Source organism: Pseudomonas sp. 05N431, assembly GCF_056397005.1.
Window position 1 is genome coordinate 51718 of sequence record NZ_JBFTMN010000018.1, and the last position, 16820, is coordinate 68537.

The following is a 16820-nucleotide window of genomic DNA, read 5'->3' on the forward strand; positions in this document are numbered from 1 at the left end:
GGGGATTTTTGCTTGTCGTTAAGAGCCTCTATATAGAGTCTTAAGTATTATAAGAGTCAGTATGATGATTCTTATTTATGAGGTCTTACTCTGTGAGTGCTGCCAGTGACGCCTCGTGGCTGCCTGCGATGCGCTTATCTTTGGAGACCACAAAAAATGGGCGACCCCAAGGTCGCCCATATTCATTACCCCGAAACCTGCGCCCGCAAGCGTCGCCCGATGACGTCCAGCATGTCGCAGCCGTCGCGCAGCGAAATGACCAGCGCCTGCGCAACTTCATGCAGGACGCTGGCGTCACCCTGGATGTCGTCGCGCAGGGCGAAGGTCTCCAGCAGTTGGGTGGCGCTGCGGATGCTGAAGGCCGCTGTTTCGTGCAGCACGTCGAGCGGGGCTTCAGTGTCGATCAGCAGGGAAGGGACGTTGCAGTCCAGGCCAGTGATGGGCATGTATCGAGACATGGGGAACACTCCATTCGATAAACAACGCGGCCCGTCAATGGACGGCGGACGGATTGAGCCGGTTGCCCACCGAATCGGGCAGGTCGAGGTTCTCCAGTGCTCTGTTCACCAGCAGCTCGCCCAACACGATCATCTGCTGAATACCCAGCGCCACGTTTCGGTGCGCGCCTTCAAGCTCAAAGGCCAGGTCGGTGGTCATCGCATTGAGCGAGGCCAGGGTTTCGCTGGCGTGGATTAGCAGGGTTTCAGTGTCGATGTTGGGGGTAACGGTGAAGATGGGGCTGGGACGTTGGGTTGGGTTTTGGGTGTCGAGGGGATCGGTGGCGGTGAGGCTAGGTGGTTTGAGGGTGATCTTTTTCATGGTGACGCTCCCTGAACATTGGAGCCGCATAGCGGCATTTGCATGCCTTGATACTGTTCAGTCTGTCAAAACTGGCCGCTGGTTTTGTGGCGACTTGTGAAGACTATCTGCGTGGTCAATTTGGGACAAGTTCACCTAAGTCGCTACAGCGTGCGGGAAATTTCCTAGGACTTGGAGTAGGACGGTTTATGTAATGGCTGACAACCATATTTCGCATTGATAAATTTTGTCATCGTCAGTCATTGCATGAGAAATTTTCTTATCAAGCTCTTCGAGTTTGTTTGACGTCCTTTCGCAGTAAATTATTAACCAGTTATCTCTTCCTTCGTGTTCAATTATGTAGCTGTTTTCATTTTTTCTTACAGTGATTGACCAAGAAGAAAAGAAGTGTTGGTGGTCGGTAAATGACACCACGGTAAAGCCATGGCGTTTGACTGTCTCATATAGTTTGTCTTGTATCATTGGAGCGAAACTCTGGTCGTTGATGGATGCCATGTTTGTGGATAAGGGCAGTAGCTAAAAGGAGGCACTGAATGCCTAGGAAATAAAATCCTCCCCTTTCTTTTCCTAACCGTACACGTATAAAAGGTCATCGATCAGTTCAAGCTCCTGTTGCGTGAACTGCACCTTGTTGAATCGCCGAATATCCTCGAGCACTCCTCTGATGGGGACTTGCCGCGATGGATCCTGAACGATTTCGATCAGACGGTCGTAATCAGGATCTCTTCCCTTGAGGTATTTTTCGATCAGCTCTTTGAGTGATATGCGGGCCTGTAGATCGGTTAGCACTTTTACTTCTCAGCTAATGGGCGTGCCCTTTCTTTTTCATCGGATTTTGATGGTTTTTCATAAGATGAAAAAAACGGATTTTTACTGAGTACCTAGAAAATAAATCCGCCCCTTTGTTTTCAAAGGCTCTCTATATTCGATGGGCCACCGTCATTGACGAGTTTGGTCATTCGACGGTTAAAGAGCTCTAGGTCCTGAGAGTTGTTCGCATTAGTTAATTCGTTGCGCAGAAATATAATTGCTTTTGATATTGTCTGTTTTTCTTTGTCTGTCATGTCACGAACGAGGTCAAAGCCATTCTCGGATAGAGCGGCGACTTTTTTTCGCATGTAATAATAGCAACCTATATTTTCTAGAAGGTCGCTGGCATCTTCTGTTGTTTCTTTTATGGTGTTCAAGTATTTATTAAGTGCGGACTTAAGTATGGTGGCGGGATTTTCTTGGTTTTTAAGAAAGCCGCATAGTTCCTGCCAGTTAATGATATGCAGCTGAGTGCCCCAGTCAGGGTCTCTCGTGAAATATTTTCCAGTTCCCCTGAAATATTCGGGGAATTCATTTTTGCTTAAGGCAATTTCAAAGTTGCTGATCATTGAAACTTTCCCCAATATTAAAATTGTCTGAGGAGCTTGCTCATGTCAGAGCTGTGTTCGATTTTTTTCGAACCGATCAGCGCGAAAAGGGGCGGATTTATTTTTACTGAGCATCTAGAAAATAAACCCGACCCCGTTCTTTTGATCTTTTGCTGTAATTCTTAAGTGACTTGCTTTAAGAGTTCAATTCGTGCATCTTCGAAGTTTGAGAATTCTTTGAGATCTTCCATTCGCCCTCGTTCAGAATAATACACGCTCCATTTGATGCCATCAAAAATGATGCAGGTTCGCTCATCTCGATTGACCCCGATGGAGTAATAACTCTCTGGAACTCCCAGGGCTTTTAATTCTTGGGCCAGCTCATTCAGGCTTGTAGTCTTGATATTTCCCACGGAACAACTCCTTCAGATATGGCTCATTACCCTGGGTGAGGGTTGCCGGAGAACGTCGTATATTATCAATTGGGTCTAAGCGGTACTGAATGCCTCCACCTGATTCGCTAAACCAAGGGAGGACTTCCCCTGCTTTCACTGTCAAAGGTTTTTGAACTTCATATACATAATAGTCATCTCTCAGTGTGCCTGGCTTCAGTGCCCTTTCTGAATAGCCGGTCCCCGTAGGGGAAAGGAAAGAGCCTCTTGGTGAGCCAAATCGGTCAATTTGAGTTCCCGGTAATAGGGTGAAATCCGCTTCTACTTGGCCAACCGTGCCTGGGTAAGGAGGCCATTCACGAGCAGATAGACCATCTTTAGGATTATTAAAGTTTGAAGATGCCCGTGCTTTGGCACTTTCAGCTACGTTTGACTCAACTCTGGCTCGAATACTAGCAGCATCGCTTTCTGGGCATTGTCCCGGCACACATTCCAACCCCAACGGATCCACCCAGCCCGTAGGGTTAGGCACGTACTGGTAGTTGTTCAACCCCCCCGCCAGCTTGATCGGATCCGGCGTCAAAAACCGTCCAGTGCCCGGATTGTAGTAGCGATGGCGGTTGTAGTGTAAGCCCGTCTCCGCATCGAAATACTGACCCTGAAAGCGTAGCGGGTTGTCGATTTCGGCGACGTCCAGTGTGGCCAGGTTGCCGTAGGCGCGGTATTTGGCGGACCACATGATCTCGCCGCTGTAGTCGGTGAGTTCCTGCGGGGTGCCGAGGTGGTCGAGTTGGTAGTAGAACGGCTCGGCCTTGAGCGGACCTTCGCCGTCGAGCATCGCCATTGGGCGGAAGGTGCCGGGTTCGTAGATGTAGCTGCGATAGCGGTTGTTGGCGCTTTCGGCGATCAGGCGTTCGCCTTGCCAGAGGAACTCGGTGGTGTGGCCATCGACGGTCTTGGCGATACGGCGGCCGAAGGCGTCATATTGGTACGTGGCGTTACTGCCGCCGGGCAGGCTGACGCCGATCAGGCGGTGCTGGCAGTCGTAGCGGTACTCGGTGACGAGTTTTTGCCCGGCGCCGCGGCGTTCGCGGGTCAGGTTGCCGTAGGCGTCGTAGTCGTAATGGCGGTCGCCCTGCATCAGCAGGCGATTGCCTTTGACGTTGGCTAGGTTGGCAGCGGGCTGGTCGCCTTGGCCCAAGAGGTTACCGGCCGGGTCGTGGGCGAAGCTTTCCGGAGTGCTGCCGCGCACGTTGATCAGCCGGTCTAGCGGGTCGTAGTGGTAGCTGCGATTGCCCTTGCGGCTGTCATCGATGCCGGCGAGGTTGCCGTTGGCGTCGTAGGCGTAGCGGCGCTGGAACAGGTTGCGTTCCTGCTGGTTGACGGTGTGCGCCTGCAATCGGCCTTGTTCGTCGTACTGGTATTGGCTGAGCAGCAGGCCTTGTTGGCGCTGCTGTTCGCGGCCGGCGCTGAACTGGTGGGTGGTCAGTCGCGCTCCGTTGAGGTCGATGCTGCTCAGGCGGCCACCGGCCTGGTGGCGGTAGTCGAGCTTGCTGCCGTCGGGGAGGCGGCAATGGCTCAACTGGCCGAGCGTGTCGTACTCGTAACGCAAAGTGCCCCAGCCCTGATGCTCGGTGATCAGCCGGTCTTGCAGGTCGTATTCGTAGGCGAGTGGCCAGTGGCCGTCGTCGACGTTCACCAACCGGCCGAGGGCGTCGTAGCTGTAGTGAATGACTTCACCGTCGGCCAGGGTTTTCACTAGCAAGCGGCCAGCGGCGTCGCGCTGGTACTCGGTGACCAGTTCACTGCCGTCGTCGCCGAATTCGGTTTTCTTCAGCAGTTGGCCGTTGAGGTCGTATTCGTAAGCGGTACGACGCCCGTCGAAGCCGGTTTCCTGTTGGATCAGGCCATTCGGGTAGTAATCGAGGTGGTAGTGCTCGCCACGTTCGTTTTCGATCTCGCTGAGCAGCAGTCGCGAGTTGTCGTAGCGATAACGCAGCTGGCTGCCGTCCGGGTTGATGCGACGGCTGACCAGGTGCAGGCCATCGGCGTATTCGTAGCGGGTGACGCGGCCTAGTTCATCGCGTTCGGCGGTGACGCGGCCATAAGGGTTGTAGCTGAAAGCGCGGGTTGCGCCGCCGGGCAGGGTGATCTGCGCGAGGCGGTTGGCGGCATCCCATTGATATTGGGTGATGGCGCCGCTTTCTTCCTGACGGGTGATCTGCCGACCCAGCGCGTCGTAACGGTATTTACGCTGACCGCCGTCCGGTAGGCGCTCTTCGAGCAATTGGCCGAGGTTGTTCCAGCCTAGTTGGTGACGGCTTCCGTCCGGGTGACGGATTTCCAGCAGGCGGCCCTGGCGGTCGTAGCTGTAGGCAGTTGCGTTGCCGTCTGGATCGATCTGTTGAGTAATGTCGCCCTGGTGGTTGCGCTGGTATTTCCAGGTCGCCTTGCCACGATGGACTTCACTGACGAAACCGTTGCTGTACTCGTAGGAGGTCGGTTCGTCTTCTGGCGGAACGACGGCGGTCATGCGGCCGGCTTCGTTGTAGTGGTACTCTGTCACCGCTCCCAGCGGGTCTTTTTCCGCGATCAAGCGACCCTTGTCGTCATAGGCCTTGAGGTGTTCGGCACCGTCCGGGTCGACTTTGCTGACCAGCCGCGCCTGATCGTCATGGGTGTAGATCTCTTCGCTGCCGTCCGCGTTGGTGACGGTAACGCTGCCTTTGTCATCCCAGACGTAATGCGCGTCCATCTGCGAGAAGCTTGCCCAGTGATGGATGCAGCGTGCCGACTTGCCTTCCTTTTCCCATTCCCAGTAGAAACTCGCGCCGCCAGCCAGTTGCCGCTCGAGGATCACATTCTGATCGTTGTAGGCGTAGCGCTCGGCTTCACCGGCGGCGTTCTTCGCCTCGATCAGGCGCCACTGTGCGTCGTAGCTATAAGTGACCAGTGTCTGGACCGTGCTCCAGGCATCTTCCAGGTTGTCTGCCGGGCTGAACTGCTGATAGTCGACAGCAACAATGTGCTTACGGTCGTAACGCAAGAGCAGGGCGCGACCGGCTCCGTTATCGACCCGTTTGATCCGCCCGTGAATGTCGCGGGTGATGTGCAGGCGATTGCCGTAATCGTCGCTGATGGCGATCAGCGTCGCGCCCTTGCTGTTGTAGCGGAAGTGGAAGAACTGAGCGCGTTCGCCGGCCTGGGTGAGGATCAGTTCGGAGGGATCGTCACCGAGGAAAATCGCTGCTTCCGACAGACTGTTGGTGATCGCCGGACGTTGCACGCTCGGCAGCGGGAACGTCGTGACGCGATTTTCATGGTCGGTCCAGACGACTTCGTCACCCGCGATATCGACGCGTTGCGCCAAGGCGTGACTCCAGCCGTAACCGAGGCCGCAGTCGATTTCCGCGGCGCTGGTGCGGTAGAGCCGCGTCCAGCTGAACGGCAACAGTCCGTCGAGTTGGCCATCGGTCAGGGTCAGCAGCTCTTCACCGGTGACCATCGATACCGGGCAGCCATTGGTGCAGGTCTTCTTGGCACAGGTGGCACTTTTTTCGTCGGGGTTTTTTGACTGTTTGGAATGGTCGTCGACGTGCTCATGCTTGCGCATTTTTGCGTGATCTTGTCGATCCCAGCCAATTTTTACTTTGCCTTTTTCAAAGACCCCAGCGGCTGCGCGGGTGGCGACCTTCTTGTATTTATCAATCGACTCCATGAAGGCTTTCAGGATCTTGAAGACGGCCTTGATGAACCCGGTGACGGCTTCGAGAATTTTGGCGCCGTAGTTCACCAGGCGAACGCCCAGGTAGGCAATGCCGGACCCTTCGGCGGCAAATGTCAGTACCACGGCCAACACGATATCGATGAGGATCGATACCACAATGGTGGACATCTGTTCGGAGAATTTGCCGGCAATCACGCTCGGTGGTAGCTCCAGGAGCCAGATGGCCGCCGTTTTCAGCAGCAGAAAAAGGGCCGCCTGGTCACTGGCCAGGAGCATGACTTTTTCCATGGCCGCTGGTGTTTGTTGGGCCAGTTTGATCAGATCGGTAGCACTCTGACCCAGCTCACCTGCGTATTTTGCAGGGTCCTTCAGTATCTCAAATACGCGTTTTATGCCATCAAACGCGCCTTTGACGGCGTCCCAGCTACCCGAGGCAATGCCATTAAGGTAAGCAAGGTAAGTGGTGGACAGGGTCTGGGTGGGCCACAGTGGCTTATAGGTTTTCCATTCGCCATCCAGCCAGGTTTGCAACTGCTGGGTCAGGCCGTCATAGGAGTTAAATAAGTCGGTGACTTGGGCCTTGGTGACCTGGCTCTGAACGCGGACGTAGTATTTTTTTCCGGGTATTCCCTTGTAGACACCTTTGCCTTGCTCATCCAGCGTGACAGGAGTGGAAGCGCCTCCGCCCTGCGGCGTGACATCGACGGTGATGTTGCCCACCGGGATGTCGTACAGCGATACGAATTTGCTCTCGATCAGTAACCTGCCGTCCTTTGGACACACGGCAACTGTGGATGAAAAGTCGCTATCGTTCGTGCTGACGGTCGTGCTTGCATTACCGAGTTTGATGGATCGGTTCATGCCGAAAAAGGCGGGTTTATCGAAGAACTGAGGGCCCTTATCCAACCATTGAGCAACATGGCTTTCGGTCAGTTCACGATAAAGCTTCAGACTGTCCTTGAAGGTGGTCAGTTGGTCATCAACAAAGGCAACGCGATCCATCAGCCTTGCTCCAGAATCAGGTGGTTTAGCAGTGCTTCATTAAGGGGTTTCGGAGCATTAGGGCGGCGCACGAAATGGGCGACTTTGTGCCTCAGGTTGCTCTCGGGATAAGCGGCGCAGATGTCTGGGCGTTCCTCGCTCAGCCATTGCATCAGGTTGTCGATCAGGGTCGTCGGGTCTTTGGTCGCGAGGCGATCAAGCAACGCCTGCGGCACCTCCCACCACGGCCACGCCTTGGCCGGCGGCACACCTCGTACACCGACTTCCAGGCTTTGACCATTGATCAAGTAGCGATCAAACACCGGAAGAATTTCACCAGCCCCAGCGCCGAGACCTTCAAGGATCGGATAGATATGTCGCCCATCCCAAAACCGGAAAAACACTTCAGTCCCGTCCGGCATGCGCACTTGGGTTAGGCTGCGCAAGTGTTCGAACACCACGTCCGGCGCACTGTTGGAAACCGCCAGCCAACCCCAGTCTTCGGCGTCGGTTTCGGCAATCCATTCGAGGAACGCCGAGCCAGGTTTCAGTTCGGCGAGGTAGGGCATCACCGGCTGCCAGTCGGCGTAGGGTGTGCCGCCCCAGATCGGGATCAGTTCGGTGGTCGCTTCTTGCTGGTAAAAGGCGTTGAGCGGCGCTGCATCGCTGGCGTTGCTGATGATCAGGTACAGGCGCTCGCCAGTTTGCAGCGGACGGCTGGCGAGCCAGTTGCGGGGCGTCAGGCGATCAGATGGCACAGGCACCTGCCTTGCACTTTTCGCACTCTTCACAGAACGGCGCGTTGCGCTTGAGGGTGTTGATTTGCGCCGGGGTCAGCACGGCGCCAGCCTTGTCAGCGTCAGCCTGCTTGAGCACGCCGGGCATCAACGGTGCGGCCCCGGTCCCGCTTCCCGGACTGCCGCCAGAGTTCATGTTGATCGCCGGGCCGCTGAGGGTCACGCCGCCGGCGTCGATCTTGATGAAGCTGCCGCCGCCCTTGAGGGTCAGTTCGCTGCCGGCTTCGAGCACGACTTTCAGGCCACTGCTGAGGTGGATTTCCTGGCCGGCTTCGATGAACTGGCCGGTGCCGATTTTGATGTGCTGGTTCACGCCCACGGTCAGGTGGTCGTTGGCGCGGGTTTCAACTTTGCGGTCGGCGTAGACGGTGTGGTGCTCTTCGGCCTTGAACTCGCTGTAGCTGTTGGCCTCGACGGTGTCGTGGCGTTCGTTGCCGACGCGGATTTTCTGGTCGTGCTCGATGTTTTCATCCCAGTCGCGCTGGGCGTGCAGGAAGATCTGTTCCTGGCCTTTCTTGTCTTCTATGCGCAGCTCGTTGTAGCCACCGCCACCGGGCGAGCTGAGGCTCTTGAAAGTACTACGGGTCTTGTTCGCCGGCAGGTCGTAGGGGACGACGTTTTCCTTGTGGTACAGGCAGCCGCTGATCAACGGTTGGTCGGGGTCGCCTTCAAGGAAGGTGACGAGCACTTCCATGCCGATGCGCGGGATGGCGATGCCGCCGTAGTGGGCGCCGGCCCAGGCGGACGAGACGCGCAGCCAGCAGCTGGTCTTGTCGTCGGCCTGGCCTTCGCGGTCCCAGTGAAATTGCACCTTCACTCGCCCGTACTGGTCGCAGTGGATTTCTTCACCTTTGGGGCCGGTGACCACCGCGCTCTGGCTGCCAAGGATGCGCGGCTTCGGGTGCACCAGCGGCGGGCGGTTGGGCACGTCCCACGGCGTGGCCTGAAAGCGGTTGCGGTAGCCCTGGTGGAAGTCGTCCTTGAGTGCGGTGGTGTCGCTGGTCACCGACTCTTCGAGCACCTGCGGCTGCTTGCCTTCGTGAAGGATTTCAGTGAGCAGCCAGAGGTCGTTCCATTTGGCTTTGGGGTGCTGACTCAGGGCGAGGAAATGCCCGCTGACCAGCAGTGGCTGATCACTTTTGCCTTCGGCCAGTTGGTAGTCGCTGCGGTGCCGTTCAAGGGAGCGCTTGGCCAGGTGCTTGCCGCGTTCGCGGTCGATGAAGCGCCCTGGGTAGTCGTAATCTTCCAGGTCCGGTTTGCTGTCGCCACGGGCCTCGCTTTCGAGGGTGATGCGTGGCTTTTCGAAGTCGTAGTCGCGGCGCGTGGTGCGGCTGGTGCGGGTTTCCAGGCGCAGGTCGAAGCGCTTGATCACCGGGTCGTTGGCGACCATGCCGGAGTCTTGCTGGTAGGCCACGGGCGCGAGTTTCGGGAACACCGTCTGGTCATCGCCGAACACCAGCTTGTGGGCGGTGGCGCTGTGCTGGAAGTGGTAGTGGATACCTTCTTCCTCGCACAGGCGCTGGATGAAATGCAGGTCCGATTCATCGTACTGAACGCAATACACGCGCTCGGGATAAATCGCCCCGACTTTGAATTCGTAGGCATTGCTTTGGATGCCGTGCTCTTCGAGGACCAGGCCGATGATTTTCGGCACGCTGAGGTTCTGGAAGATGCGTTGGTTGATGCGGTGCGCCAGGTAAGACAGTTGCGGGCGCAGGGTCACCGAGTAGCGGGTCAGGCGTTTGCCGGCATCGCCTTGGGCAACGCGATAGATCTGCCCGTGAATGCCCGTGCCGTTTTGCGCGAGCTGCAAAAAAGCCGGTTTGTGCAACAGGCTTTCGAGGTCCAGGGATGGGTTTTCGCTGACCAGTTCGACGTCGAACGCGAACGGTTGGCTGATGGCTTCTCGACCGGTGAGGGCAAGTACCTGAAGATCGTTCGCCAGACCTTCTACGGTCAGGGCGAAGTGAGTCTGGTTGGCCGGCGCGAACATCCGATGTTCCTCGTGCAGTGCTGCAGCATCCATCAAACCCTGAGTGGGTGATCAACGAATGCAAGAATTCTTGGGTGGCGCAAACAACATCGACCAGCAGAGCTGGCCGATGTTTTGTAACGGTCGGCCAGACTTAGCCAGCGACCGGGGAACGCCAGTCATCGGAACCCGAAGTACCGGATACTTCGTGGGTCCAGGTGATTTTGCGGTAGGTGAACTCTACGTCTTCCAGGTGAGTGAAGTGCGAGTTCGCCGGGTCTTGGCAGTTGTGCATGTAGTCTTTGATGTCGACGATGATCGCGTCTTCAAGCTTGGTGGTGAAGTAGTGCTCTTGGGTGCCGGCAGCCGAAGTGCGGTACCACTTGATTTCGATAGAAGTCAGACGCTCGCCGGAAGTCAGGGCAGCCAGCAGCAGTGGCGAGGACTTGTCGAAAACCTTGGTGATTTTTACTGGCTTGTGAACGCGCTGGCCGGTTGGTTGGCCGGACTGCGGGTCACGCGGGATGATCACTTCGTGGTTGAAACCCTGAACCATGACCTGGTCTTCGTGACCTTCCTGGTAGGTGTTGCCAACCGAATCAGCGGTGAATGCACCGGCAGTGATCAGGCCTTGTTTGGTGCCAGTGATGGACATATACGCTGGTGTAGCCATGGATGCTCTCCTTGCTAAATAAATGAGGGTGCCCGGGAGGCGAGATCGCCCGGTGGGTACTCCTTACACATCAAGCTTCGTGCCATGTAGTACATTTCGTATATAAATCAATGATATATGCGTTATCGGTGTCGGGCTTGTCCGGTTTTTCTGTAGGAAAAGTCGCTGATGTGCGCAAGAAGTTGCACAGTGCTGCGCAACTTCTTGCGCACTTGGCTGCAGGCCTTGTGTGGTGTGGCCTGGAGCAGGATGGGGTGGTATTTTTTAGAAGGTAAGTGCGCAAGAAGTTGCGCACTCGAGTTTTGGAAGCCCTCAGCAAGGCTGGTTGATGCAATCAGTCGCTTGCGAAACCTTAGCCTGCGACTGGAGCACGCCAGTCATCAGAGCCGGATGTATTGGAGACGACGTGCTCCCAGGTGATTTTGCGGTAGCTGAAGTACACGTCTTCCAGGTGAGTGAAGTGCGCGTTGCCAGGGTCCTGGCAATTGGGCATACGCGACTGGATTTCGATGATGATGGCGTCTTCGAGGGTGATGGTGAAATAACGCTCCTGGGTACCTGCGGCTGAGGTGCGGTACCACTCGAGGTTGCATTCGATCATCTTTTCACCGCTGGTCAGAGCTGCGAAAAGCAGTGGCGAACACTTGTCGAAGGTTTTGGTGATCATCATCGGTTTGTGAACGCGTTGACCGGTTGGCTGCCCGGATTGCGGGTCGCGAGGGATGATGACCTGGTGACTGAACGCCTGAACCAGGATCTGATCTTCATGACCTTCCTGATAAACGTTGCCGACCGAGTCTTGAGTGAAGTTGCCCTCGGTGATGAAACCTTGCTTGGTGCCGGTTAGTGACAGATATGCGGGTGTTGGCATGAACGCTTTCCTTGCCTGATCAATCAAAGGTGTCCGGGAGAGGAAAATCGCCCGATGTACACCTGATGGTTATCAAGGTCCATGCCAGAAATAATTATCTTATAAAAATCAATAAGTTACGTTTTGTTTGTAACAAATATCGATGATTCGTCAAGAAACCTGCGCAACTTCTTGCACACCACAGCGCAACAACTTGCGCAGTGCCTTGAAAGCCATACAGGCGAGGCCGCAAGCCGGATCAAAAGCTGTTTATCCACAGGCATGCTGCGCAAGTTCTTGCGCATCATGGCCATGTGACTGCTTAGTGTGCATGGCTTCAGAGCTGTCGTGAAAACCTTCATTTAACCGCCCTCACGACGAACAGCTGATCTCCAGATGCTTGCCCCACTCAGGCGGGCGCTCAGCGTAGCTGTCCATGCCAGGCTGTTCTTCGAACGGTTTGCTCAGTACGGCGTGCAGGCGGCGAACCTCTGCATAGTCACCGCTTTCTGCTGCGTCGATGGCTTTCTGCGCCAGGTAATTGCGCAGGATGTAGAGCGGATTGACCGCGTGCATGCGGGCGCGACGCTGTGCTTGATCGTTGTTGCCGTCGCGGGCGACGCGTGCGCAGTAGCGCTCGGCCCAGGCATCGAAACCCTTGATGTCGACGAAGTCGTCGCGCAAGCGGGCGACGGCAAGCTCGGCGGCTTGATCGCCCAAACGGCGGAAAAACAGGCTGTAGTCGACGCTGCTGTTCTGCATCAGTTGCAGCAAATTTTCGACCAGTTGCTGGTCGTCTTCTTCGCCAGTGGTCAAGCCGAGGCGACGGCGCATCAGGTCCAGGTAATGAGCCTGATACAGCGGGAAGTACAGGCCGAGGGTTTCGCGCAGGGCTTCGACGCTGATGAACGGTGTCAGGGCCTGGGCCAGTGCGCTGAGGTTCCATTGGCCGATCGGCACTTGATTGCTGAACGAGTAGCGACCCTGATCATCGGAATGGTTGCAGATGAAGTTGGCGTCAAAGTCGTCAAGGAAGGCGAACGGCCCGAAGTCGAACGTGACGCCGAGGATCGACATGTTGTCGGTGTTCATCACGCCGTGGCAGAAGCCATAGGCCTGCCATTTGGCGATCAGCTCGGCGTTGCGCTCGACAACTTCGCGGAACATCGCCAGGTAGGGTTCCGGCTGTTCCAGGCACTCGGGGAAGTGCATCGCCAATACGTGCTCGCCGAGGGCTTTCTGCTGTTCAGGCCGTTTGGTGTAGTAGAAGTATTCGAAATGCCCGAAACGCACATGGCTCGCTGCCAGGCGCAGGACCATGGCCGCGCGTTCCTGTTTCTCGCGCCAGACCGGGGTGTTCGAGCCGATCACGCACAGTGCGCGGGTGGTCGGGATGCCCAGTGCGTGCAACGCTTCAGACGCCAGAAACTCACGAATCGACGAACGCAGCACCGCTCGGCCATCGCCCATGCGCGAGTACGGCGTTTGCCCGGCGCCCTTGAGGTGCAAGTCCCAGTGCTCGCCGGCCTCGTTGTAGATCTCGCCCAGAAGCAGCCCGCGACCATCGCCCAATTGCGGGTTGTAGGAACCGAACTGGTGCCCGGAATAGACCATCGCCCGCGGCTCGGCTTCGGCCCACAGCTTGTGACCGCCGAACAGTTCGGCGAACACCGGCGTTTCGGCAACGCTCGGGTCGAGGTCAAGCAGGGCCATGGCCGCAGGGCTGGCAACCACCAGTCGTGGTTCGCCGATGGGCTCAGGCAGTACATGAGTTGAGAGCGCGTCGCCCAGGCGGGCGAAGCGGTTGTCGAAGGTCAGTTCGTCGAGGGCTTTCAACGGCCATCTCCAGCAGAATGTCCGAGCATTCTGCTGGGGAATGGCGCGTGGCGTCCAGTCAGTCGAGATGTACCGATGGCGGCTCGGGTGGGGTCTTGCCTGTATTGGGAGACTTGGCGGGTTTGACCTCATCGCTGGTCAGCAACAGCTGTTCCTGGCCTGTCAGGTTTTTCAGGTGGATATCCACCTGACGGAAAGCGATGTTGATGTCGTGCTTCTTGAACTCGCTGTTGATGAACCGGTTGATTTCATCGAGTGCCGGGTTACGGTCGCCGAGGTCGCGCACATGAATACGCAACTCGTGATCCAGGGTGCTTTCACCAAAGTTCAGGAAGTACACCGAGGGCGCAGGGTCCTTCAGCACGCGCGGGTTTTCCATGGCTGCTCTGAGCAGCAGGGTGCGTACCAGCTCAAGATCCGAATCGTAGCCGACGCCCAGCTTGAGGGTGACCCGGGTCACGGTGTCGGTCAGCGACCAGTTGATCAGTTGCCCGGTGATGAACGTCTTGTTCGGGACAATGATGTCCTTGCGGTCGAAGTCGGTGATGGTGGTGGCGCGGATGCGGATTTTGCTCACCGTGCCCGACAGGTTGCCGATGGTGATCGTGTCGCCGATCCGGACCGGACGTTCGAACAGGATCATGATCCCGGAGATGAAGTTGGCGAAGATCTCCTGCATACCGAAACCCAGGCCGACCGAGAGCGCGGCCACCAGCCATTGCAGTTTGTCCCAGCTCACGCCGAGGGTCGACAGAGTGGAAACGAAACCCACACCGGCAATCACATAGGTCAGCAGGGTGGTCGTGGCGTAGGCACTGCCCTGAGCCAGGTCGAGCTTGGACAGCACCAGCACCTCGAGCAACCCCGGCAGGTTCCGCGCCAGGGCTACGGTAATGCCGATGATGATCAACGCCCCGAGCATGTCGCCGATGCTGATCGGCACCATGCTCATGTTGGCACCGACGCCGCTGGTGTATTCGTACAATGTGATGTTGTCGAGGTACGAGAACACCGAGATCAGGTCTTTCCAGACCCAATACAACGCAGCGATGAAGCCGCCGAGCAAGGCCAGGCGGATCAGTCGCAGGGACTGTTCGTTGACTTTCTCGATGTCCAGTGTCGGCTCTTCGACGACCGCTTCACCGTCGCCGGCTTCTTTGGCGGCCTGGCGTTTGGTCAGGGCGCGCTGGTAGGCCAGGCGCCGCGCCGCGACGGCCAGGCCGCGCACGAAGGTGGCTTCAATGATCAGCCAGAACATCAGCAGGTACAGGGTGTTGATCAACCGGTCGCTGAGTTTCAGTGCGGTGTAGAAGTAGCCAAAGCACACGGCGATAAACAAGGCGATCGGCAACACAGTGAATAGAACGCCGACAGCTTTGCGAAACAGGGAGGCGCTGTTATGGGTCGGACTGTTGATCAGCAGGCGACTGAGCAGCCAGGCCATCAAGGCGTAGCAGGTCAGCACCACGGCGATGCCGATTACGTCGTCCGTCAGGGCCGCCGGTTGTAATTCGGCCACTGCCACCACGGCGACCAGTGCCAGCACCACCAGGCCCAGGCGACGGATCCAGCCGCGGAGAAACTCCACCTGCGGTCTTTCCCAGCGAAAGTGCAGTTCCGCCACGCCACCCGGTGCCAAGACCCGGTACGCGGTGTAGAACACCAGCCACGCCTGGGCAATTTGCAACAGGGCGGCGCCGAGGTTGGCGTTTTGCCCGCGGGCGTCGATCTGCAAGGCGAAACCGCACAGCGCCAGCGCCAGCGACACCGGCATCGCCAGCAACACGTTGATCAGGATCGCCTGCGGTGTGTGCCATTGACTGTCGCGTTTGAAATGACCGATGTCCTGATGCACTTTGTTCAGTCGTGCATAGAGGTATTTGCGCCGCCAGACCAGGAAACCGATCAGCAGCACCAGCGGCAGAAACAGCAGCGGCCGCTGGGTCAGCCCGTCGGCCAGCTCGCTCAGGCTCGAAGCCCACGGCAGAGTGACGACCTGTTTCTCCAGTCGGTCCGGCACGCCGCGCATCCATTCGAAATCCAGCGGCTTGTTGCTGGGAATCCAGAACATCTGTTCGTCGAGGGTCGCGCGCAGGTTCTGAGCGGTAGTGAGCAGTTGTTTCTGGTTCAGTTGCAGGGTGATGGATTCGTTGAGCAGCGCACTCAGTTCGCGGCTCAGGCGCTCCAGCAGGTCGGCGCGGGTGACGGCCAGATCCAGCAGGGTTTTGCGCAGTTGCGGGGTGACCTGATCGGGTGGCTGGCTCGCCAGCAAGTTATCCACATAGGCGCCGGGCGTGCTGATCAGTTCGCGTTGTTGATTGACCTCGAACTGGTACAGGCGAATGTCAGCGATGTCGTTGGCCAAGTCCCGGTCAAGCTTGAGGCGGGGCAAGGCCAGCTTTTGTTTGTAGAGAATCTTGGACAGCAACAGACTGCCCTTGAGCACGCTGATCTGCTCGTCCAGTGCGGCGTCGCTTTGGGTCACGCTGTCGAGTTGCTGCTTGGTCTGCAGGTTCTGCTGGGTCAGTTCGTTGAGACGGTCGGTGCTTTTGAGCAGGTAGTCGGAGAGCTTCAGGTTGGCAGCGCTTTCTGTTGCCAGCAGATTGCTGCCGCCAGCCTTTTGCGCTTCGATCGATTGCTGGGTCACCGTCTGTTGAGACTGGGCCAGGCGCTTCTGGTTGATCAGGGTTTGCAGGTCCTGGATCTCCCGCTCCATCCGTGCGGTTTTTTCCAGCAGCAAGTCGTGTTGGCTGTTGCCCAGGTCCTGCAGTTGGCTGTTGCCAGCCAGTTCCTGACGACGCAGCGGGATCAGCGCATTCAACGCTGCCAGCTCGGCGTTGAGGGTGTCGCGTTGTTCGTTCGTCAGGGCTTTGCCGTTGTCTTTGCCCAGTTTGAGGATGCCATTGATTTGCAGGATGCGTGTCTGGCTGGCACTGATCTCGGCCTGGGCACGCTCGGGGCGGGTCTGGGCGGTGATGATCAGGCTGTTGGCATCGGCCAGGGCTTTTTGCAGATCGCTTTGCTGGGTGCTGCGTTCAGTGAGCATCTGCTCGAGTTGTGGCACCGACAGGTTGGCGTAGCGTTGCTCGACCGGTACGGCTTTGCTGGCCTTGAGGCGCTCCAGCTCGCGCTGGTTTTCGATGTTCTGCTTGGGCGCCGTGCTCAGTTGTTGCTTGAGGTTGTCCAGGCGCTTTTCATAATCGTCCCGGTTGGACAGTTGGGTCAGCGTCTGTTGCAGCACCAGTTGCAGGGCTTTTTGATCGGCCTCGGGCAGCTTGCGCTCGGCGATCTTGTCCAGACTCTTCTGGACTGACTCGGCGGACGGCGGTTCGGCTGCTTGCAGGGTGCCGACGGAGAGACTCAGCCCTAGCAGGGCAATAGCTAAAAATGTGCGCAAGGTTGGCATAGAGACCGA

General features: G+C 57.2%; 12 protein-coding genes. All 12 read right to left on the reverse strand.

Annotated features, from left to right (window positions below; translation table 11 throughout):
* Positions 1-185 precede the first annotated feature (185 nt).
* Complete coding sequence (locus AC1DIG_RS24460) at positions 186-458, reverse strand: hypothetical protein (protein ID WP_477769370.1); 273 nt, start codon at positions 456-458, stop codon at positions 186-188.
* Positions 459-492: 34 nt separating this feature from the next.
* Complete coding sequence (locus tag AC1DIG_RS24465) at positions 493-819, reverse strand: DUF6124 family protein (RefSeq protein WP_477769371.1); 327 nt, start codon at positions 817-819, stop codon at positions 493-495.
* Positions 820-1386: 567 nt separating this feature from the next.
* Positions 1387-1608 (reverse strand): hypothetical protein, encoded by a 222-nt coding sequence (locus tag AC1DIG_RS24470; protein ID WP_477769372.1) that lies wholly within the window; start codon positions 1606-1608, stop codon positions 1387-1389.
* A 119-nt stretch (positions 1609-1727) separates the two neighbouring features.
* Positions 1728-2198 (reverse strand): hypothetical protein, encoded by a 471-nt coding sequence (locus AC1DIG_RS24475; protein ID WP_477769373.1) that lies wholly within the window; start codon positions 2196-2198, stop codon positions 1728-1730.
* A 161-nt stretch (positions 2199-2359) separates the two neighbouring features.
* Positions 2360-2590, reverse strand: a complete 231-nt coding sequence (locus tag AC1DIG_RS24480) for a hypothetical protein (protein ID WP_477769374.1) — start codon at positions 2588-2590, stop codon at positions 2360-2362.
* The gene (locus AC1DIG_RS24485) at positions 2559-7298 is read right to left on the reverse strand and encodes an RHS repeat-associated core domain-containing protein (protein ID WP_477769375.1); all 4740 of its coding nucleotides are present in this window, start codon (positions 7296-7298) and stop codon (positions 2559-2561) included. The genes AC1DIG_RS24480 and AC1DIG_RS24485 overlap by 32 nt, the downstream gene beginning before the upstream one ends.
* Positions 7298-8035, reverse strand: a complete 738-nt coding sequence (locus AC1DIG_RS24490) for a DUF4123 domain-containing protein (RefSeq protein ID WP_477769376.1) — start codon at positions 8033-8035, stop codon at positions 7298-7300. Before AC1DIG_RS24490 ends, AC1DIG_RS24485 begins: the two co-directional genes overlap by 1 nt.
* A complete protein-coding gene (locus tag AC1DIG_RS24495) occupies positions 8025-10067 on the reverse strand; it encodes a type VI secretion system Vgr family protein (protein WP_477769377.1) in 2043 nt (680 codons plus the stop codon). Before AC1DIG_RS24495 ends, AC1DIG_RS24490 begins: the two co-directional genes overlap by 11 nt.
* A 133-nt stretch (positions 10068-10200) precedes the next feature.
* On the reverse strand, positions 10201-10719 hold the full coding sequence (locus tag AC1DIG_RS24500; RefSeq protein WP_123581954.1) for an Hcp family type VI secretion system effector: 519 nt from the start codon (positions 10717-10719) through the stop codon (positions 10201-10203).
* Between the two features lie 352 nt (positions 10720-11071).
* Positions 11072-11590, reverse strand: coding sequence for an Hcp family type VI secretion system effector (locus AC1DIG_RS24505; RefSeq protein WP_477769378.1), 519 nt, complete (start codon positions 11588-11590; stop codon positions 11072-11074).
* Positions 11591-11941: 351 nt separating this feature from the next.
* A complete protein-coding gene (gene selO / locus AC1DIG_RS24510) occupies positions 11942-13405 on the reverse strand; it encodes a protein adenylyltransferase SelO (protein WP_477769379.1) in 1464 nt (487 codons plus the stop codon).
* 58 nt (positions 13406-13463) lie between these two features.
* The gene (mscK, locus tag AC1DIG_RS24515; RefSeq protein ID WP_477769380.1) at positions 13464-16811 is read right to left on the reverse strand and encodes a mechanosensitive channel MscK; all 3348 of its coding nucleotides are present in this window, start codon (positions 16809-16811) and stop codon (positions 13464-13466) included.
* Positions 16812-16820: the final 9 nt, after the last annotated feature.